The following is a 20,524-nucleotide window of genomic DNA, read 5'->3' as shown; positions in this document are numbered from 1 at the left end:
CCTTTTTCCAGATGAACTTATTCTGCATGGGGTTATCCTTTAACGGCACTTTCGGTTTCCACTTTTTCCTTTCCTAGGGATATCATATTGGCGAACAGCTTGTATGCTCCGGAAACGCCCGCAGGCAGTTCCCTGAAAAAACTGAGCCCAGTATAGATATAATTTCCCTTTCCGTGGGGTGCCACCAATAGGCTTCCCGTTTTGGGAGATTCCCCCTCGTCCTGCATGGAGAGCACGGGAGTAAACTGGGGATCCCATTCCTCTGGAAAGTAGAGCCCCCGTTCCTGTACCCATCCGTCAAAGTCTTTTTCCGTAATCGGATTGGGGAAATTTACCAAGGCGTGCCTTTTGGCCAAGATTTCCACCTCGGAATTTTCATCGGTAACCCTGCCTCTTGACAGTTTTAGAGGATATGGGGCAATATTTTCAAATTGTTTGCTCCACCTACCGGCGGTATTGTACTGTACGATCAGGTTACCACCTTCCTTCACGTAATCCAACAAATAACGTTGCTTGAACTTGAGTTCCGGGACTACATTATAGGCACGTATGCCCACTACTATGGCATCGTATTTTTCCAGGGTTCCTTCCTGTATGCTTGTGGGGTCTATGGTGTGTACCTTATAACCTATCTGTTCCAGGCTCTCGGGAACCTCATCGCCGGCGCCCACAATATAGCCTATATGTTCTCCTGATTTCTGGATATTTAAACGCACTACTTTGGTCTCTGAAGGCAGTAAAATGGACTGCTTGGGAACATGGTCGTAATTGATCTCTACCAATTCCTTGACATACATGTCCCCGTTTATGGAAACTTGTGGGCGAATATGGCCTTCACTTTCTCCCAATGGGGGTTCTACCGTAAATATTACGGTTTGTTCATCGCCTTTTTGCCCGATGCTAAAATCTATTCTTTCAGGGGACACCTTCCAATCCACCGGAACATCAAGGGCTATGTTTCCGCTGAGGTCATTTTTACCTGCCTTTACGATTACAGGGATTTCCTTGGACTTGGAATCCGCAAATATGATTACTTTGTCCATAACCCGGGCCGTTACCTCGGGGAGTATTTCAAAGGGCTGGTACAATTCTCCTTTATCCGGTTTTGAATGTCGATATACTACCGGTCTTTTCATGTGGATCGTATAGCCGCCGAATTCAAGTTCAAAATCGGCATGGAAAGCACGGGGCGTCTCTGCCTGGCCCACCAAATGTTGGTCTTTTACCATATAGGTCCCCAAGCTCCCTTTTTCGGACAGCCAGTAGGGACTTGTGTACCTGGTATCTTCAAGGATTTCCAGATCTAGTTCAACCACCATCTTTTTATTTTCTTCCAAGCGTACCACCGAATCAAGGGTGTTATTGGCCGAAAGTGAAATGGACTTAAGGATAATATCGGCGGCACTTCGGTTGAGGACTTCTACCCCCACCTTTAATTTGCCCGCCGGGTTGGCGAAGGCCTCCTTGGCAGACGCCTCCAGATAGAGTCCGGAAACCGCGGCGATGATATCCTCCAGTTCCTTGGATTTTATTTTTTTCCAATGTGTGTCCTGTACCTGTTGAAGCAGTTTGTAGGCTTCCACCAACTGGGGCAGGTGTTGGGTAGGATCCACAAAGTCAAAATCGGCTTCTATGGCATATAGGATTTTTCCAATGGCCTCACCACCTTGAATACGTGACCAAGAGGTATCAATGCCATCAAAAACGTTGCTCTTGTCCGTTGGCAAATCGCCTTTGATGAGTTCAATATATTCGTTCTGCGAGCCTCTGGTGGTCAATCTTCCAAAGCCTTGGCAGAGGTGTTGACTACTGGCCATGGAGGCAATTTCGTTGTTCGAAAGTCCTTTCATGGGATAATAGACCCCGATATCAAAATTCAACATATTGGATTTATCGGCCTTGGCAAAATTTTCCTGACTCCCATAAAACCACCATGACGTATTGAAGAAAACCCGTTTGGGCTGCCAAACACTAGTGGACTTTAATTGCTCCGGATAGGCCTTGGCGTCATTGGTCAGGTCAAAGGCCTCAACGCTTAACATCGCCGAGGAAGTATGGTGCCCATGAGTGCTACCGGGCGTCCTGTGATCAAAACGATTGATGATCACATCGGGCTTAAGGTTCCGTATGACCCAGACCACATCGCCCAGAACGGTTTCCTTGTCCCAGACCCTCAAGGTCTCGTTGGGATGTTTGGAATATCCAAAGTCATTGGCTCTGGTAAAGTACTGTTCCCCGCCATCTATACGTCTTGCCGCCAATAGTTCCTGGGTTCTGAGCACGCCCAGCAATTCACGGAGTTCAGGTCCGATAAGGTTTTGCCCTCCATCACCACGGGTCAGGGATAGATAGGCCGTTTTTGCCTTTACCTCGTTGGAGAGGTAAGAAATTAAGCGGGTATTCTCATCATCCGGATGCGCTGCGATATACAGGGCCGTCCCCAAAAAATTGAGTTTTTGGAGCGAATGGTATATGTCAGAGGAGGATAATTTTTTAGGAGCTTGTCCCTGGCTGAATGGAGCTGCCAGCAGAAGCCCAATGCAGCAAACCAAGAAGTTACGCATAGTTGGATGTTTTGTCGGTAACCAAAGATAGAAAGATTAGCCCCCCACCAATAACATTTAAAACTTCTTTAACACGCATAGATTCACGCGCCAACTCAAAATCATGGAAAAACATTATTGGATCCGGACTACGCCTTTCTGAAGCAATAGGCTGTTCGGGTAGGTCACCAGCTGTCCTTTATCCGTGATAAGATGTACGTGAAAGGCCCTAATATCGTCTATTACGGCTTCTTCGGGGAAATCGTTATCCAGGATATGGATGCGATCTCCAATTTTAAAGGGAAAATAGAAAAAGAGGATAATCCCGGCTGTGATGTTGCTCAAAATGGACCAGGAAGCGAAAAGAGCGACTCCCAATACGGCAAAAAGGGAAGAAAAAATAAGGCCCAGTTCCTTGACGTTTACGCCCCAAATAAAAATAAGGGCTACAACGCTCAGTGAAGTAAGCCCAATAGATACGTACTTGACCACCAGTCGGGTGCGCACTTCGTTGATATCGCTGAGCTTTCCCACCTTGCGAATGGCCTTTGTGGTCACAAACCGCAAAATCAATAAAACAAGCAGACAAATGAGCGTACCCAGCAGCTCATTTTGGTAATCCATAATAAATTCTTCCATACTTAGAGACCTAGACTATCCCTTAAATATATGTCATCATTTCCATTTTGTCCCCAATAGGCCGATTTTATACGCTTTATTTTTGTGGCCGTGGAGGTCATGGCCTTCACATTGGGACCAAAACCACTTTTACCGGTTTCCGTCCAGCTTTCAATCGTATGTGGAAAAGCAGTGGTAAAATTAATGGTCAGCGTACGTTCCAATTCCGGATAAACCAAGGTATAGGAACGCATATCACCATCGGTATTTATCGTCGCTGTTGCCTTGTAGGCTTTTATTTCCGCGTGTCTGAGCCTAATGTATTCCAGGGAGGGAATAATCTGTACCTCGCCCACGGGCAAATGATTGGGTGAGATTCGGATCTTGTTCCAGAGCTCGTTCTCCAAAACGGCTTTCTCCAATTGCAGCTGCTGATCTGCTTCGGATTCAAAATAGGAATGGGAGGTAATTTCAAATTTATCCCTGTTGTTCAGTTGGGCGTACACATGTCCGCACCATTCCTGTACCGAGGTGGATACTTTTACCGCATGCCTGTTATCCGCTACGGGATAAAAGCTGCTGCCCATAATGGAGTAGGGGTATATACCCGTGAGGTAGTTCTTGGTACTGTTTAATTTGAGCACAGGGATATTGTCCGCATTGTGCCCATCTGCCTTAACCTGCTTACCGGCCAGGAAAGGTTCCGTAACATAGACCAATACGGCTTTTCCTTCACGTAACTGCCCGTAACGGGCTTGGGTAAGTTCATATGAAGTAATCTCGGCATTTCCGGCATACCAGTATTTTTTGAACGCCTCGGAAAGCGCTCTTTTAGGAGTTTCGAGGGCTGGCGCCGGTTCCATATTCAGTGCTACTTCCTTGGCCTTTGGTTCCTTGGCCTTTTCCTCACAAGATGCCATAAAGACTGTGAGGGCGATCAGGCCAAAAAATGTGGTTTTAAATGGTACGTATTTTTTCATGTCCCTTGTTTTTGATAAAATTAACGATCTATCCTCAGGAAACCATGGCAATTAACGTTTTGTAAACTAAATGGGTAGGTAGGCCCATCACATTGGTATAGGAGCCCTGGATCTCCTCTACGCCCATATGCCCGATCCACTCCTGGATGCCATAAGCGCCTGCTTTGTCAAAGGGTTGGTAATGGTCTATATAGAACCAGATCTCCTCATCGGTAAGGGCCTTGAACTTCACTTTGGTAGTACTGTTGATCGTCTCTTGCCGGTCCGTGCTGGTAAAACAGACCGAGCTGATTACTTCGTGCCAGTCATTGGAAAGACTGCGGAGCATCTGAAAAGCCTCTTCCCGATCCTTGGGCTTGGCCAAGGAGCGGTCTTTATACCAGACCACCGTATCGGAGGTAATAACGATTTCACCGGGTTTTAAACCGCCTTTAAACGCTTGGGCCTTTAGCTGGGCCAGATAATCAGAAATCCCGGGACCTCTAAGGTGGTCCGGATAGACCTCCTCCACGGGTTTGACCCGTACTTCAAAATTGAGATGCATGGCCTTGAAAAACTCCTGCCTTCGCGGCGACCCCGATGCCAAAATAAGCTGTAGGTCCTTTAGTTTGTCGAGCACCATATTAGTCGTTTTTTGCACTGAAATTCCCGTGCCAATCCCCACGGACCTTCAAAACCTGCTCAATGACGTCGCGCACACAACCCTCACCTCCGTTCAGGTGCGAGATGTATTTTGATACTTCCTTGACTTCCGGAGCGGCATTCTGTGGACAAGTGGGCAGGCCTACCAAGCCCATGGGGGGAATATCGGGCAGATCATCCCCCATGTACAATATCTGCTCCTTTTTAAGGGTATACATGTCCATATATTCCAAAAGGGGTTCTTCCTTGTGATGGGCGCCCAGGTAGATATCGGTAACCCCAAGACCCTGTAGGCGTTCTTTTACCCCCGGGTTGGTCCCTCCGGTGATAATACAGACCTGATATCCTTTTTGCAGGGCCGTCTTGAGGGCATAACCGTCCTTGACACTCATCTTTCGAAGTAATTCGCCCTTACTGGTAATGAGTACAGTACCATCCGTAAATACGCCATCCACGTCAAAGACAAAAGTGGTAATGTCCTTTAAATACGTTTTATAACTTTTCTCCATAGGTTTCTTTTATTGATTGACTCAAAAAGGAATAGATTTCCTTTTGGGTAGGGTTGGTTAGCAGCTTCATATGTTTGTCCATAGTGCCTTGATCTTTGCGTCTTGCCGGACCGGTCTGTGCGTCATAGGGTGCAATGTTACCAATTTTCCTTACCGTTTCCATGATAAGGGGTTGCAACAGTTGGAAAGGAAGTTGGTGCGCGTTGCAAATTTCGCTTCCCACATGATAAAGATGGTTCGTAAAATTATTCGCGAACACGGCCGCCAAATGTAGCGATAACCGCTGTTCCGAGGATACTTCCAAGACCCGGTCAGAGATGCAACCGCCCAATTGCTCAAGTAGTTGCAAATCACGGGAACTTTGAGCTTCCAAGCAAATGGGAATCGGACTAAAATTAACCCCTACGTCCTTGCTAAAGGTCTGTAGGGGATAGAAGACCCCTCTTCTTTCATGGGAATGCAATGCGCTTAGGGGAATACTACCAGAAGTATGCACCACCAGCCCCTTTACCGGAGGGAGTGTTCCAGAAACATGTGCTATGGCGTCATCACTTACGGCCAGCACATAGAGATCGGCCTGGAGCAGGGTACTGAAATCCATACTGGTGGCCGTTTTTGCCCCAAAAGGAGCAAGTGCTTCCGCACTGCGCCCCAGCACCTGGACCACCTGTAGTTCCTTGTGCTTTGAAAAGACATCGAAAAGCTTTGTGGCCACATTGCCGGTACCCAGTAGAACGATTGAAAGCATGGCCAAAAATACAAATTTAATGGACGATCGCACACGCGAATATTCAATAAACAATGAACAATAAACAATGAGGAATGAACAGTCGACAATTGGCAGTAAACAGTTGGCACACCTACGCCATCCACATGTCGCCATCCGCATGTCGCCGTAGCTTGCATCTCCACTGAAGTTACGACGGCATGTGGATAGCGGAGGCACAAGCTTTAGCGGAGGCACAGGCTACGGTGTATGCCGACAGTTGGTAGTAAACAATAAACCAGAAACCTTGAACTTGCACTTAAACTTTGAACAGTTGGCTGTTAACGGTAGGCGACAAACAGTTAACAATGGGTAGTAAGTAAAGGAGCTAAAGATTCCTCGCAGGCTCGGAATGACAAATGATAGGGATATTGTCATTCAGAGTTGAGCGCAGCGAAGCGAAGAATCTCAAACCTTAAACCCATAGTCTAAACCCCAAATTCAAAACCATCAACTTTGAACCTTGAACCTTAAACCTTGAACCAGAAACAGTAAACAGTGAACAATTATCAATTATCAATAAACGATGGACAGTAATCAGTGGGCAGTGCTCAGTTCTCAGTGTTGAGTTATGAATTAAGAGTTATGCGTTGAATTCTCTTCGCTAATCGCTATTCCCTTTTCGCTTGCTGGGTGATGGCGCTTAAGATTCCTCGCAGGCTCGGAATGACAATGAACATTGGTTTGTCATTCCGCATTTAGTGCGGAATCCAGTCCAATTAAATCTGGTCGGTAAATTGTTGATGATCATAGCCTTAGGCATTAAATGTTAAATACCAGGTTTAGGCTTTGTAATTCGAAATTCATCATTCGAAGTTCCAAGCAGTTCCTTCCTTTTGTTGAGGGAAGGTGGCCCCGACCGAGGCAAAGCGAGTGTAGGGGACGGAAGGGTAGTAAAAAACCTCCCCTTTCTCACGCCAGAGGCGTGATTCATTCCCTTCCTTGAACAAGGAGGGGAGCTTTGATACCGGCACCTTTCCAACTCAAGTCACTCTATGCGAAGCGAAGTATCTCAACCTCTCACAAGCAATCTTGAGCCTTAAACTTTGAACCTTTCACCATCAACCCCATTTATTAAGTATTCTTTAACGTATTAATTATCCTTATTAAAGAGATATATCCAATTTTAAATCATAAAAACAATGTACTTTTGCATGCTGAAAACCATTGCATCGACGGATGACAGATTTGCTCAAAAAGATTTTCTTTTCCACGCGTTTAATGGCCCTGCTCTTTCTTGCATTTGCGACCGCGATGGCCTTCGGAACCTTTATTGAGAGTAAATACAGCACGGAAACGGCTAGAATTTGGATCTATAACACCACCTGGTTCGAAGCGATCATGGTATTTTTTGTCATCAATTTTACGGGCAATATTTTTAGGTACCGACTCTTTCGCAGGGAAAAGTGGTCCGTGCTATTGCTACACCTGTCGTGGATATTGATCATTGTAGGGGCTTTTGTCACCCGATACATCAGTTTTGAGGGTGTTATGCCCATTCGCGAAGGCAATTCGGAGAAGGTTTTCTATTCGGACAAGACCTATCTCACCGCTTACGTAGACGGGGAAATTGATGGCGCCCCAAGAAGGAAACGCTTGGAGGACGATTTGATCGTTACCGCCCAGGCCCTTAAATCCTCCCTTCCCTGGCAATCGGATTTCAACGGGCAACCCTTAACGATTACCTATGTTGATTTTATAGAAGGGGCAAAGCAAGGATTGATACCCGATGCCAATGGCAAGGAGTATTTGAAGATCGTAGAGGCGGGCGACGGTAACCGGCACGAACATTATTTGGAAAACGGACAGATAGCCAGTATCCACAATGTACTTTTTGCTTTGAACAATGAAACTGCAGGCGCCATTAACATCATGGCCACGGACAGCAGCTATCAAATACAATCCCCGTTTGAGGGGAACTTTATGCGCATGGCCGATCAGTTCAAGGGACAAGTGGCGCAGGACAGCCTGCAACCCTTAATGCTGAGGTCACTTTACAGCTTGGCCGGCATGCAGTTTGTGATTCCCGAACCCATCTTAAAAGGCCGTTATGGCGTTGTGCCGTTGCCCAAGGAGGAAATTACCGACGCTTCCCAGGACGCCCTGGTAGTGCAGGTAAGCTCCAATGGGGAGACTGTGGAAAAAAGTTTACTGGGCGGAAAAGGTTCTGCCAACTTCTCCGAGAAATTTGAAGTGGGAGGATTGCAGTTTACCATGGGTTATGGGTCCAAGGTATATGAATTGCCTTTTGAAATACAACTGAACGATTTTATTGCGGAAAAATACCCCGGCACGGAACGGGGCTATGCCTCCTTTATGAGCAAGGTGACCGTGATGGACGAGCGGACCTTTGATTACGATATCTTTATGAACAACATTCTAGATCATAAGGGCTACCGCTTTTTTCAATCGGGTTTTGACCCGGACGAAAGGGGCACCATTCTTTCCGTTAACCATGACTTTTGGGGCACCTGGATTACCTATATCGGATATTTTCTATTATATGCAGGGCTAATGGGCATCATGTTCTTTGGCAAGACCCGTTTTAAGGAAATGGGCAAGGCCTTGGAGAAGGTGAAAAAGAAAAAAGCGGCCTTGACCCTGATCGCTCTTTTGGGATGTGGCTTGGGCGTTGCAGCACAAGAAGAACATGAACATGCGGCGGCACCCACACCACAACAGGTAGATTCCATTATACGGACTACTATAGTGTCCACCGAACATGCCGCCAAGTTTGGGGCCTTGGTGGTACAGGACGATGGGGGCCGAATGAAACCCATAAACACCTTTGCTTCTCAACTGCTTAGAAAGCTGAGCCTAAAGGACAAGTACAAGGACCTGAATGCCGATCAGGTATTCCTGTCCATGATGCTGAACCCACCTGCTTGGTACAATGCCGAGTTTATTGCCTTGGACAAGAAGGGAAAGAACGACAGTATCCGAAAGATCATTGGAATTCCCGAGGGGCAGCGCTATGTAAAGGCAACCGACTTCTTTGACGCGGAGGGCAGGTACAAACTGGCGCCCTATCTGGATGCGGCGACCGCCACGAACAACCCCAACAAGTTTGAACAGGACTTTGAGGACGCAAATATTCGTTTGAGCCTTTTGAACAGGGCCCTAAGTGGGGAAATCATCAAAATATTCCCTCTGTTGAACGATGAGAACAACAAATGGATCTCGGCGGTGGAGTATCGCTCGGGACAACATCAGGTAACCGATTCACTTTATGGTAATTTTATCAAAAATGTCGTGCCCTATTATTTGCAATCCGTGAGACGCGGGATAGCTACAGGGGATTATAGTGAGGCGGAAAAATTGTTGCAGGCCTTTCATCAAAACCAGGTCAACAACGGAAGCGAAGTACTCCCTTCCGAAAAAAAGGTAAAGGCAGAAGTGCTCTATAACAAGCTCGATATTTTCAACCGTTTGTACAAATACTATGCCCTGGTGGGCATCCTTATGTTCCTGATCTTGGTCCTCCGAATTTTTAAGGACCGTGAACTTTGGCGCGTGGCCACCTATTTCTTTAAGGGCACCATTTTTTTGTTTTTTATATGGCATACCGGAGGCCTGGTCCTGCGCTGGTACATTTCCGGGCATGCTCCCTGGAGCGATGCCTATGAGAGTATTCTGTACGTTTCCTGGGCCACCATGGGTATGGGCCTGCTGTTCGGACGTAAAAGCGACATGACCGTTGCCGCAACCGCCTTTGTGACGTCCATGTTGCTGTGGATCGCCCACCAAAGTTGGGTAGATCCCTCCATTGCCAATTTGGTCCCGGTACTGGACAGTTATTGGTTAATGATACACGTTGCTGTAATCGTGGGAAGCTATGGACCCTTGACCGTGGGAATGATCCTGGGCGTGGTGTCCCTGATGCTTATTATCCTGACGAACAAGAAGAACAAGAAACGGATGGAAATCAACCTGAAGGAACTGACCATCATCAACGAACTTACCCTCACCGTAGGCTTGGTAATGCTTACCATAGGGAACTTTTTGGGAGGACAATGGGCCAACGAAAGTTGGGGACGCTACTGGGGGTGGGACCCCAAGGAAACCTGGGCATTGATATCCATTATGGTCTATGCCTTTGTAATCCACACGCGTTTGGTACCTGGGCTAAGGGGGAGGTGGACCTTTAATTTCCTAAGCGTCGTGGCCTTTGGCAGTATTATGATGACCTATTTTGGGGTAAACTACTATTTGGTAGGACTGCACAGTTACGGACAAAGTGGTGCCGCGGCGATCACGCCGGACTATGTTTGGTACATTGCCCTGGGGGTATTGGTCCTTGGCGCGATCAGCAGGTGGCGCTATTCCGTAAATTACAGCAAGTGATTTTTCTTTGTAAGCATTGAGGGAGAAAGGCTACTAAGGGTGTAACGTCAATATCTTGAGCAATGAAAAAAGTAGCGCATCCATCCCATTTCATAGTGTCCCTTTTTCTTCTATTGGTTTCATACACGGGCTTTTCGCAGACCATAAAAAAAGGTGGTTTTGAAAAACAGAATAAATCCATTTCGGGCACTTTTGAAATTGTGGAAAGGGACGGCGGCACGTATATTGTGCTAAGTGACGATTTTAAGACCAAGAGCGCTCCGGACCTAAAGCTTTTTTTGTCCAAAAAACAACTGGCCACCATTACCGGAAAAAATGCGCCCTATGGCGCTGTCCTCATCTCCAAATTAAAGAGCGCCAAGGGCGGACAGTCCTATAAGATTCCTTCGAATATTGTCCTAAAGGAGTATAGTTCCCTACTGATCCATTGCGAGCAGTACGGTATTTTATGGGGCGGTAGCAGTTTATAATTTTACCCATTTCTCTGGTCCCGGCCTTGTGGTATACATACGCTATATACTGTGAGGTCGGGCAAATGGGTTAGGGGCGGTTTTTAATAAATTATTTGAAATATTTAAAAAAAAGTGCATCTTTGCACCATCATGAAGTTATAGAATTTATGTTTTTTATAGATGTCATAGGGCTGAGGCCCACCGTTTAGTCGACCCAAGGGTCGACCGGATGACGCTATATTTTCTTCATTTTACATAAATTCTTTACAATGACACATCAGAATAAAATCACGTTTAAAAAACTAATCCAATACTTTTATATTGCCATCACCGGCAAGGAGACCGAGTTTACTACAGGCAGTATCCGCAAGGCCATCTTTATGTTGTCCATTCCCATGATCTTGGAAATGTTGATGGAATCCATTTTTGCCCTGGTCGATATCGCCTATGTCTCACAGGTAAGCGTAAATGCCGTGGCCACGATCGGGTTGACGGAATCCGTAATCACCTTGGTCTATGCCGTTGCCATTGGACTCAGTATGGCCGCAACGGCAGTAGTTGCCAGGCGAATCGGGGAAAAGGACCTCAAAGGTGCCAGGGAATCGGCCGTGCAGGCTATTTTATTGGGAATCCTAGTATCCCTCATCGTAGGGGTGATCGGCTTCTTGTTTGCTAAGGAAATCTTGGCGTTGATGGGCGCCGAACCCGATTTGATCGCGGAGGGCTACGGCTATACACAATTGTTGATCGGGGGCAATGTCACCATTCTATTATTGTTCCTTATCAATGCTATTTTCAGAGGGGCGGGGGATGCTTCCACCGCGATGTGGACTTTAGTGCTCTCCAACGGACTCAATATCATTTTGGACCCCATCTTTATCTTTGGATGGGGACCGGTGCCCGAATTTGGGGTCATGGGAGCCGCTATTGCCACCAATATCGGACGGGGGACCGCTGTGCTGTTCCAGCTGGCCATTTTGTTCTTTGGATGGAGCCGTATCAAGGTAGGCGTTAAGGACGTGGTAGTGCGGTTACAGGTCATGATGAACCTTGTAAAGGTGTCGCTTGGGGGAATTGCACAGTTTCTGATCGGTACGTCCAGTTGGGTGTTCCTCATGCGCATGATGTCCGAATTTGGAAGTGAGGTATTGGCGGGTTATACCATTGCGATACGGGTGATGCTCTTTACCCTGATGCCTTCCTGGGGTATGAGTAATGCTGCGGCCACTTTGGTGGGGCAAAACTTGGGCGCTCAACAGCCCGATAGGGCCGAGACCTCAGTATGGAAAACCGGTCGCTACAACGCTTATTTCATGTTGGTGGTGTCCGTGGTGTACCTCTTGTTTGCTAAGCAGATCATTACCTTCTTTAATGCCACCCCAGCAGTTGTGGCCAATGGGGCACTATGTCTGCAGATCATCGCCGCGGGTTATATTTTCTATGCCTATGGTATGGTGGTAACCCAGGCCTTTAACGGGGCAGGGGATACGAAGACCCCAACCAAGATTAATTTTATCGCCTTTTGGCTCTTTCAACTGCCTTTTGCCTATTTGGCTTCCATCACCTTTAATCTAGGGGCCATGGGCGTGTTTTTGGCCATAACCCTGGCCGAGGTCCTCCTGGCCGTCATAGCCATTGTCTGGTTTAGAAAGGGGGCTTGGAAAAAGGTACAGGTTTAAGCAATTTTTGTAACTTTAAAGCTTGACTACCGTCACAATTTTGTGGCGGTAGTTTTTAACTAGCATCAAACCTATGGATTCAAAAAATAAAGGCCTTAACACCATTTGCACCCATGTTGGGGAATTGGTGGATGACACCTATAAGGGAGCCACCTCCCCGCTATACATGAGTACCTCCTATGCCTTTGAGGATGTGGATGTTAAACGCTATCCCAGATATTTTAACACGCCCAACCAACAGGGACTATCAAAAAAAATAGCGGCCCTGGAACATGCAGAGGCGGCCCTGATCTTTGGTAGTGGCATGGCGGCCATTAGCACTGCCTTGTTGGCTTTTTTGAGAGTGGGTGATCATATTGTGCTACAGCGTACCCTCTATGGAGGCACCTATAATCTGGTGCAGGAGGAGTTTAAAAAATTTGGAATTTCCTATTCCTTTACCGATGGTCTCACAGTGGCCGATTTTGAGGCCAAAATCCGGGAGAATACCAAGGTCATTTATATTGAGACACCTTCCAATCCCTTGTTGACCATTACCGATTTGAAGGGTGTGGCCCAATTGGCAAAGAAACATGGCCTAGTTTCCATGATAGACAATACCTTTGCCAGTCCGGTGAACCAAAACCCCATCGATTTTGGTATTGATATCGTCATTCACAGCGCAACCAAGTATATGGGCGGTCATTCCGATATCCTGGCCGGGGCCGTGGCATCCACGGAGGAAAATATGAAACGCATCTTTAGTTTGGCCAAAAACCTGGGGGGCAGTTTAAGCGATTATACCGTCTGGTTATTGGAACGCAGTATAAAGACCATGGGCATCCGGGTTAGGGCACAAAACGAGAATGCCATGCACATGGCAGACTACCTAAATAAGCATAAAGATATTGATAAGGTATACTTTCCCGGCTTGGTGACCCATCCGGATCACGAATTGGCCAAGGCACAGATGAAGGGCTTTGGCGGCATGCTTTCCTTTGAACTGAAGGCTGGCTTTGACGCCTCCAAATTTCAAAAGGCCCTACAATTGATCAAGTCCTCCATGAGTTTGGCCGGCGTGGAGAGTACCGTACTTTCACCAGTTCAGACATCGCATGCACTCCTGTCTCAAGAGGAGCGGGACCTACAGGGCATAACGGACGGACTTATCCGTTTTTCCGTAGGTATAGAGGAGCCAGAAGATCTCATTGCAGACATAGAACAGGCGTTAAATAAAGTAAGGCCCAAGGCGGTTGTTACGACCCATTAATTTTTTAAACAAATCGAACCAACTTCATGAAGTTAGATATATTAGTTTTCGGCGCACATCCCGATGATGCGGAATTGGGTGCCGGTGCCACCATAGCCAAGGAAGTGGCCCAGGGGAAAAAGGTAGGCATTGTAGACCTTACCCGTGGCGAATTGGGCACCCGCGGATCTGCTGAGATCCGTGATAGGGAAGCGATCGAGGCGGCGAAGGTCCTCGGTCTTGCCGTGCGCGAAAACATGGAATTCGCAGACGGCTTCTTTGTAAATGACCGGGAACACCAACTGGCGCTTATCCGGATCATCCGCAAATACAGGCCGGATATTGTGCTGTGCAATGCCGTGGAAGATCGTCATATTGATCATGCGAAAGGGAGCCAACTGGTGAGCGACGCCTGTTTTCTAAGCGGGCTGGTCAAAGTAGATACCCGTATGGAGGGCGACGATCAGTGGCAGGAGGCCTGGCGGCCCAAACAAGTGTACCATTACATCCAATGGAAAAACCTGGAACCTGATTTTGTAGTGGATGTGTCCGGATTTATCGAAAAAAAGACCGAGGCCATCATGGCCTATAGCTCACAATTTTACGACCCCAAAAGTAAGGAACTCGATACACCGATCAGTAGTAAGAATTTTGTGGATAGTGTGGTGTACCGTGCCCGGGATATGGGACGTTTGATAGGGGTACAGCATGCGGAGGGCTTTACCGCGGAACGCTTTGTTGCGGTAGATAAATTGGAGAATTTGATCTAAGCGGTCTTCTGGTATTTTTTTTCTGCTTTGGGTAAGGTGAAGTAAAAACAGGAGCCCTTTCTTAAGGTGCTTTCCACCCAGATGCGCCCGTTGTTATTTTCTACCATGTCCTTACAGAGCGATAGGCCCAGTCCCGTTCCTTTTTCGTCATTGGTACCATAGGTGGTGTGGTTGGTGTTTTTTTTGAACAGCTTTTCCTGGGTGATTTTGTCCATGCCCACGCCGGTATCGCGGATGGAAACCTGCCAAAGGTCGTTTTTCTCCAGGGCCTCTATGGTCACCATACCGTTTTCCGGGGTAAATTTCAATGCGTTGCTGATGAGGTTCCGGATAACAATATCGATTTGGTTGACATCGGACCAGGTCAGGGTATTTTCCGAGAGCTTACTGATCAGTTTTATCGATTTGTTCTCCGCAATTTCGGAAAGTAGGTTGATATTATCGAGGACGATGGCCTCAAGGGCCACGACCGAAGGTTTGGTGATGGCACCATTCATTTGTGTTTGCCCCCAGGATAATAGATTGTTCAGGGTAAAGGAAATATGGTCCACATCGGTGCGCAGTTTCGGAATAAATTGAAGAAATTCCTCTTTCTTCACCTCTCCGTCCCTAAACAATTGTAAGAGCCCCTGCAATGCCCCGATGGGGCCCCTAAGGTCGTGCCCGATGATGGAAAACAAAAGCGTTTTGGTCTCGTTGATCTCCTTTAGCTCTTCCTCCCGTTTTTCGAGCGTATCGGTTTGGGCCTGTAGCTCCACGTTGAGTTTTTTCTGTATTTTTTCGCCCCGCCTCACCAGGATGGTAATGATCAGAAAGATAATCAGGATGACCACGGCGGCGTAGACGTAATTTTTTTGTTTGGCCAGGGCCTTCTCGTTTTCCAAGATCAGGGCCTCCTGCTGCTTGTCATGCTTCAGCTTGGTCTTGAGCATGGTAAGGCTTTTTTGGTTTTCGTTCCGCGATAGGGTGTCCGATAGTTTTTGATATAACTCATGATAGGACAGCGCTGTGGCATAGTCGCTCTTGTTCTTATGGATCCGGTACAGCGTTTTGGCGCACTTTTGGGTGCCCTCCATAGATTGTATCCTTTGGGAAATGGTGAAGGCCTCCAGCGCATGGCGTTGGGAGACCGTATCTTTTTTGAGGCCCAGATAGGCTTCGGCCATACCGTTGAGCAGGTCTATTTTTCCCCGATCGTCCTGGAGTTTCTTGTGCAACAGCTCCCCTTGGTTGTACCAGTAGAGCGCCCACTTATACTTGCCCTCTTTTAGATAGGTCTTGCCTTTGATCTCATAGGCATAGGCCAACCAGTCCATAATCCTATGTTTTTCAAAAATACCGATGCTTTGGTTAACGTTGAACATGGCATAGTCCAGTTTCCCCATATCGGCATAAATGGAGGCGACGTTGCTCATGGATTCGGCCATGCTGATCTTATTGCCCAGTTCGGCGTTCAGTTTTTTTACCTTGCTGTAAAAATCCAATGCCTGGTCGTAGTCTTTTTGGGAGGCGTACAGGTTGGCTATGTTCTCATTCATTATGGAGAGCATGAGCTTATCTTCGTGTTTTGCAGCCAGATCTATGCCTTCTAAATAGCCGTTGAGCGCTTCGGCATAATCGCCCTTATAGGAATATTCCCCGGCCAGGTTGTTCCGTATGCGGAGAATCAGTGTAGGGTGATTTATTTCCTGGGCAATGACCAAAGCTTCCTTGTAATTGGTAATGGCCTGGTTGTTGTCCCCTTTGTCCGAAAAATAACTGCCCATATTCAACAGGGCCCTGCTCTCTCCAAGTTGGTAACCTGCAGACCTACTGTGTTTCAACGCTTTTTTGGCCAATAAATACAGGCTGTCCGTTTTGTAGAAACGCAGTTGGCTGCCCAGCTTGTTCAACAGGTCTATATAGACCGTATCCCTGGGGTGGAAATCGCTTTTGGTGGTAAGGGTATGCAATTCCTGCATTAAACTGTCCCGGACATTCTGTTGGGTATGCCCCATATGGAGTCCAGCGCAAAGGAGCAACACGAGGAGAAGGTGCCTTTTTAAATAGCGTGGAAGGGCCAGTACATAGGGCATTATTTGGGACATGGATACAAACTGAATTTCAAAAGATAAAAATAGGTTGTAAGCGGCCCATGCTCTAATTTATGTTGTGAAATGCCGTTTTTTGTGTGTTTTATCGCATAAATCGAGCATTTCATCGATGTTTTCCTACAAATCGTGGTATGGAAGGGTCGTTACAATCTTTTGGAAAGGCCTCATCCGATTGCTATGATCTCATAAAATAAGGCTCATTTTATTTTGAAAGATCATGTAAAAAAATTTACCTTTGCGTCCGCTTAACATGGTGGTTGTAGCTCAGTCGGTTAGAGCGCTGGATTGTGGTTCCAGAGGTCGCCGGTTCGAACCCGGTCTTCCACCCTAAGAAAGCTGATTTAAGGTCCTGTCGTTCCCGATGGGACCTTTTTTATTGTGGATCTAGTGGCAGGGCAACCCGGCCTGCCCACTGGAGCTTGGTGTAGGCGGGGACAAAAAACGCCAAAGCACATATTACCACTTGTTACCGTATACGCCCACTTATTACTTTAGATTGGACTTTCTGCTGTTAAAATGTTTAGTTGTCACATCACTTAGGTTCAATTTAAAAGGAAAGGAGGGTAGTGATGTTAGAGGGAATCGAATTTAGTACGGAACTTATTGCAAAAAGGCTGTGGATCTTGGCAGCCGGTTTGTTTTTTTTCCTGTGTGTTTTGGGGTATGTGGTTTTTTTGACGGTACGGAAAACGCCTGAAGAGGATAAGTAGAGGACGGATGCTAAAATTACTTTTTACACGTACAACCGTTGGGAACTGCAATGTGCAAACCATTCAAACCCTTGGTTACGAAAAGATCAAAATCTGAATCTGTAGACCAAACTTTTTTATCGTCAATATAGATGTTATTATTAGTACCTAATTCTCTGGAGGTTAAATTTGATTTGTCTAAATTCAACTTATAGGTTTTTCCCACAACAATTCTTTTGTCACTTTTAGTAGACGAAAGATTCTTTCTTGGAGATTCAATCAAACCTTTATAGTACTTATGTTTTACCTTGATTAAATACGTTGATTTTGTACTATCAATATCGACTACTTTGTATTTCAAGCAATCTTGTGAACTAACCACATTTGATAAGGCAACGCTAACGGTTAATAATACTAATCTCTTCTTGCTAAGCATGTTTAATTGTTTTTGCGCAAAAAAATCGATACCTTTGTTCCTCCCTTGCTGCCGCCACACCTAAGCGAGGCGGTAACGAGGAAACTCTCAACTTTACAACTCACGCTGCTTTTCTAACTGCTTTTTTCTACATTGTTCATTCAGCCAACCTTCCCATCTATCAATATCTTTTTCAGTGACTATAAATTTTCCGAGAATATTCCCTTTATCAGCACTCTTAATCCCAGATTGGGACTCCAAATATTCTATCCTCTTTTCTATTTCTGATGTTGAATACGAGCCCCTGTTATCTAGAAAATATTTCTCAAGATATTCAAGGTTTTCCCTGAATTCCTCATTGCAACCTTGTTTATTGTACCAATTGCAAGAAGAAATTACAATTATCCAAAAAATTAAAATCAGCTTTTTTTTCATTGTTTCCCTCTCAATGCCACCACGCCCTGGCGTGGTGGCATCAAATATAAAGTATCCTTTATTCAAAAGAAAAACCACAACCCCATTGGAAACTAAGGCTTTCCTCCCATTTGTGTTTGCTCTTACTGGAACCACCGCACCAAAGGGTGGTGGTAGTTGAGGGTAAACAATACATCTTTCATCTCATAGGAGCTTTTCTAAAGCAAACTAAATTGCAAAGCATAAAGCAAAAGCCAAGCTGCTATACCCCGTTTTTATTTTATTACTATCTAATCTTGAATTTCATAAATGACCCCAATCTGCTCTACTTCCTTAAGAAAACTTTGAGCTTTTTCTTTAGACTCTACCTGTAGACAGATATCTTCCCCGTCTAGCAACTTATCTACATTTGTCTTTGCTTCTTTTAATGACATTTGAAAATATGTTATTTGTAATTTGGTTAAGGACACTTTTTGCATTCCTTCTTTCCAACCTGTCAATTTTACTTTCATATTAATTCACTTTTATAGTTACAGGAGAAGGTATTGTTCCCTTATATTTTCCTGTTGTTCTCATGCCCCCTTGAATAATCACTTCATTGACATTAAACTGTTTACCTAAACCCTTCGCCATTTCCCATAAATTAGCTCTTCCTATCTTCCCTGCAGAAGATCCTTCAAGGTGCAATTTATTAAGGTATAATTTGTCACCAACCACTTTAAAGTTTGAAATCGCTTCCACAACCTCATCCCCAAACTTACTTGAGAAAATAATTACCCCCGCTGGCGCGGAAATGTTTTCCGTGCCATCCAGTGCTAGCGGCAGCTGGGGGAAATTGTAGTTTTCTTATCTCTTTTGTTTTCTCATTAGGTGGGATGAGTTTCTTTCAAGAAATTCCTTAGGCCGTAAACCCTCAGATCCAAGCGAAAAATATATATTGTTTTCATCTATGACTTCAATAATTCCTAACAAACGTGCAACCTCATGTGTATTTAGGTCAGTAATAATGATATCAATTTCCATGGGATTGGTTTTTGAATTTATCTCATATTCTGTATTAGCCATTTCTCCATCCTTCTCAAATTCTTTTCCTCCAATTTCTTGACCATTTAGGGTAAAGATTATATATCCATTCTCGTCAAACCGTATGTAATTTAGATTATTGGGATTGCTCCCTTCCCATTCGCCAATAATAAAGTCCTTCATCTCCAACTCCAAGGTTTCCTTATTGTTAATAAACTGTCTTTCTTCGTTACCCTGTTCCAGTTCCCTGACAGAGGGCATTATCTTTTCGGGAATTTTTATTGTTGTTTTAAAATCAGGAAACATATCCCTGAATATTTGCGTTCTGTACTGCGAGGTATCTACAAAGTACCACTTTCTGCCCTTATCACCTGAAAATCCTAGTAAATAGCCCTTTTGGAAAATCTCTTTTCTCCCGTTCGAAATAGTAAGAATTTTTGGTACGAGAGCATGATATCCAACATCCTGTTTCTCAACTATTATCGAGTCCTGTATTTCTATACTTTTAAGATACCAACCGTTAACTGCGAGGTCATCATGCAGTTTTCTGATAGATTCAATCACCTTTTCCTCATTACCCATGTAATCAATTGCATTGGGGTGCAAATACTCCAGAATGGTATCATAATTACTGTTTACTGTGGCTAGAACATGCTGCTCTGCCTGATATCTTAAGGTATCCACAAGTACGCCCTGTTGCCCTTTAACAATTGACCAACATAAACAAACAGTTAGGGTAAATAGGACATCTAAGTTTTTCATGCTAAATCAATCATACAACGAATGTGAACATGTGATTTCAAAATTGGTAATACAAACCTATAATCCCTTGCTGCCGCAAACTAACCTAGAAAATCGTGGCTTTCTTCTATTTACAACATACACGGATTACAAACCTGTTTGCCCCTAGCAGATCCGCATCATCGGATCCTGATATTAAGCAGCAGGAAACTATCCTTTTTCCAACTCTCTCTTTCTGTCAAAATAAATATTATGAGCTTCTTTATTCATTTCAATGAGATTTTCATAATGATTATCGTCAAAAACTAATTCCGAATATCCCCAAACTGCTTCCTGATTAATGTAATTGAAATACTCTTTGGTAAATGATTTGAAGAACCAACTTGAAGGTATCTTGCTATCCAGTACTTCAAATAACTGATTTGGGCAAGCGGAAATTACTCCGGCACCATCAATCAGATAAGTCAAATACCCCTGTCGCAATATGATTCCCATCACTAGGTATTCTTCTCCGATTTCGAGCTGTCCATAGGTTGTATACTGGGTTAAACCTGTAGGAATTCTTTCGTAATCCAATAAAGCTACTCCGGTATTGTGAATGCACTTAACTATCATAAT

General features: G+C 45.3%; 18 protein-coding genes and 1 tRNA gene. 6 read left to right on the top strand and 13 right to left on the bottom strand.

Features of this window, described 5'->3' with window-relative positions; translation table 11 throughout:
• Window positions 1–32 precede the first annotated feature (32 nt).
• The 6 genes from ACRD67_RS10325 to ACRD67_RS10300 form a co-directional block, all read right to left on the bottom strand.
• Window positions 33–2,564: a PIG-L family deacetylase gene (locus ACRD67_RS10325; protein WP_430967061.1), complete on the bottom strand. Its 2,532-nt coding sequence runs from the start codon at window positions 2,562–2,564 to the stop codon at window positions 33–35.
• 114 nt (window positions 2,565–2,678) lie between these two features.
• Window positions 2,679–3,182, bottom strand: a complete 504-nt coding sequence (locus ACRD67_RS10320; protein WP_430967060.1) for a mechanosensitive ion channel domain-containing protein — start codon at window positions 3,180–3,182, stop codon at window positions 2,679–2,681.
• A gap of 2 nt (window positions 3,183–3,184) precedes the next feature.
• Window positions 3,185–4,141, bottom strand: coding sequence for a septum formation inhibitor Maf (locus tag ACRD67_RS10315; protein ID WP_430967059.1), 957 nt, complete (start codon window positions 4,139–4,141; stop codon window positions 3,185–3,187).
• A gap of 34 nt (window positions 4,142–4,175) precedes the next feature.
• Window positions 4,176–4,763: a Maf-like protein gene (locus ACRD67_RS10310; protein ID WP_430967058.1), complete on the bottom strand. Its 588-nt coding sequence runs from the start codon at window positions 4,761–4,763 to the stop codon at window positions 4,176–4,178.
• 1 nt (window position 4,764) lies between these two features.
• Window positions 4,765–5,292, bottom strand: coding sequence for a KdsC family phosphatase (locus ACRD67_RS10305; RefSeq protein ID WP_430967057.1), 528 nt, complete (start codon window positions 5,290–5,292; stop codon window positions 4,765–4,767).
• The gene (locus ACRD67_RS10300) at window positions 5,276–6,040 is read right to left on the bottom strand and encodes a Rossmann-like and DUF2520 domain-containing protein (RefSeq protein ID WP_430967056.1); all 765 of its coding nucleotides are present in this window, start codon (window positions 6,038–6,040) and stop codon (window positions 5,276–5,278) included. The genes ACRD67_RS10305 and ACRD67_RS10300 overlap by 17 nt, the downstream gene beginning before the upstream one ends.
• 1,197 nt (window positions 6,041–7,237) lie before the next feature.
• Between ACRD67_RS10300 and ACRD67_RS10295 the strand changes: the two genes are divergently transcribed.
• The 5 genes from ACRD67_RS10295 to bshB1 all read left to right on the top strand — a co-directional run bounded on the left by ACRD67_RS10295 (window position 7,238) and on the right by bshB1 (window position 14,531).
• The gene (locus ACRD67_RS10295) at window positions 7,238–10,402 is read left to right on the top strand and encodes a cytochrome c biogenesis protein (RefSeq protein WP_430967055.1); all 3,165 of its coding nucleotides are present in this window, start codon (window positions 7,238–7,240) and stop codon (window positions 10,400–10,402) included.
• Between the two features lie 62 nt (window positions 10,403–10,464).
• On the top strand, window positions 10,465–10,872 hold the full coding sequence (locus ACRD67_RS10290; RefSeq protein WP_430967054.1) for a DM13 domain-containing protein: 408 nt from the start codon (window positions 10,465–10,467) through the stop codon (window positions 10,870–10,872).
• 251 nt (window positions 10,873–11,123) lie between these two features.
• Window positions 11,124–12,533 (top strand): MATE family efflux transporter, encoded by a 1,410-nt coding sequence (locus ACRD67_RS10285; RefSeq protein WP_430967053.1) that lies wholly within the window; start codon window positions 11,124–11,126, stop codon window positions 12,531–12,533.
• Window positions 12,534–12,606: 73 nt separating this feature from the next.
• Window positions 12,607–13,782, top strand: a complete 1,176-nt coding sequence (locus ACRD67_RS10280; protein ID WP_430967052.1) for a trans-sulfuration enzyme family protein — start codon at window positions 12,607–12,609, stop codon at window positions 13,780–13,782.
• Window positions 13,783–13,808: 26 nt separating this feature from the next.
• Window positions 13,809–14,531, top strand: a complete 723-nt coding sequence (gene bshB1 / locus ACRD67_RS10275; RefSeq protein WP_430967051.1) for a bacillithiol biosynthesis deacetylase BshB1 — start codon at window positions 13,809–13,811, stop codon at window positions 14,529–14,531.
• Here bshB1 and ACRD67_RS10270 read toward each other — a convergent pair.
• Window positions 14,528–16,618: a tetratricopeptide repeat-containing sensor histidine kinase gene (locus tag ACRD67_RS10270; RefSeq protein ID WP_430967050.1), complete on the bottom strand. Its 2,091-nt coding sequence runs from the start codon at window positions 16,616–16,618 to the stop codon at window positions 14,528–14,530. The two genes, bshB1 and ACRD67_RS10270, sit on opposite strands and share 4 nt — an antisense overlap.
• Window positions 16,619–16,876: 258 nt before the next feature.
• Between ACRD67_RS10270 and ACRD67_RS10265 the strand changes: the two genes are divergently transcribed.
• Window positions 16,877–16,952 (top strand) — tRNA-His (locus ACRD67_RS10265).
• A gap of 398 nt (window positions 16,953–17,350) precedes the next feature.
• On the opposite strand, the gene ACRD67_RS10260 is transcribed toward ACRD67_RS10265, so the two are convergent.
• From ACRD67_RS10260 to ACRD67_RS10235, 6 genes are all read right to left on the bottom strand, one after another.
• A complete protein-coding gene (locus ACRD67_RS10260) occupies window positions 17,351–17,749 on the bottom strand; it encodes a hypothetical protein (RefSeq protein ID WP_430967049.1) in 399 nt (132 codons plus the stop codon).
• A 93-nt stretch (window positions 17,750–17,842) separates the two neighbouring features.
• Window positions 17,843–18,298 (bottom strand): hypothetical protein, encoded by a 456-nt coding sequence (locus ACRD67_RS10255; RefSeq protein WP_430967048.1) that lies wholly within the window; start codon window positions 18,296–18,298, stop codon window positions 17,843–17,845.
• Window positions 18,299–18,432: 134 nt separating this feature from the next.
• Entirely contained in the window at window positions 18,433–18,654 is a 222-nt protein-coding gene (locus tag ACRD67_RS10250; RefSeq protein WP_430967047.1) for a hypothetical protein, read from the bottom strand.
• A 1-nt stretch (window position 18,655) separates the two neighbouring features.
• The gene (locus ACRD67_RS10245; protein ID WP_430967046.1) at window positions 18,656–18,883 is read right to left on the bottom strand and encodes a hypothetical protein; all 228 of its coding nucleotides are present in this window, start codon (window positions 18,881–18,883) and stop codon (window positions 18,656–18,658) included.
• A 105-nt stretch (window positions 18,884–18,988) separates the two neighbouring features.
• Window positions 18,989–19,927, bottom strand: coding sequence for a hypothetical protein (locus ACRD67_RS10240; RefSeq protein ID WP_430967045.1), 939 nt, complete (start codon window positions 19,925–19,927; stop codon window positions 18,989–18,991).
• Between the two features lie 189 nt (window positions 19,928–20,116).
• Window positions 20,117–20,521 (bottom strand): hypothetical protein, encoded by a 405-nt coding sequence (locus ACRD67_RS10235; protein WP_430967044.1) that lies wholly within the window; start codon window positions 20,519–20,521, stop codon window positions 20,117–20,119.
• Between the last annotated feature and the right edge of the window lie 3 nt (window positions 20,522–20,524).

The organism is Eudoraea algarum (assembly GCF_050589645.1).
GTDB lineage: Bacteria > Bacteroidota > Bacteroidia > Flavobacteriales > Flavobacteriaceae > JBNGOQ01.
Note: the sequence above shows the minus strand (reverse complement) of the source record. Positions and strands in the feature narration are given on the sequence as shown.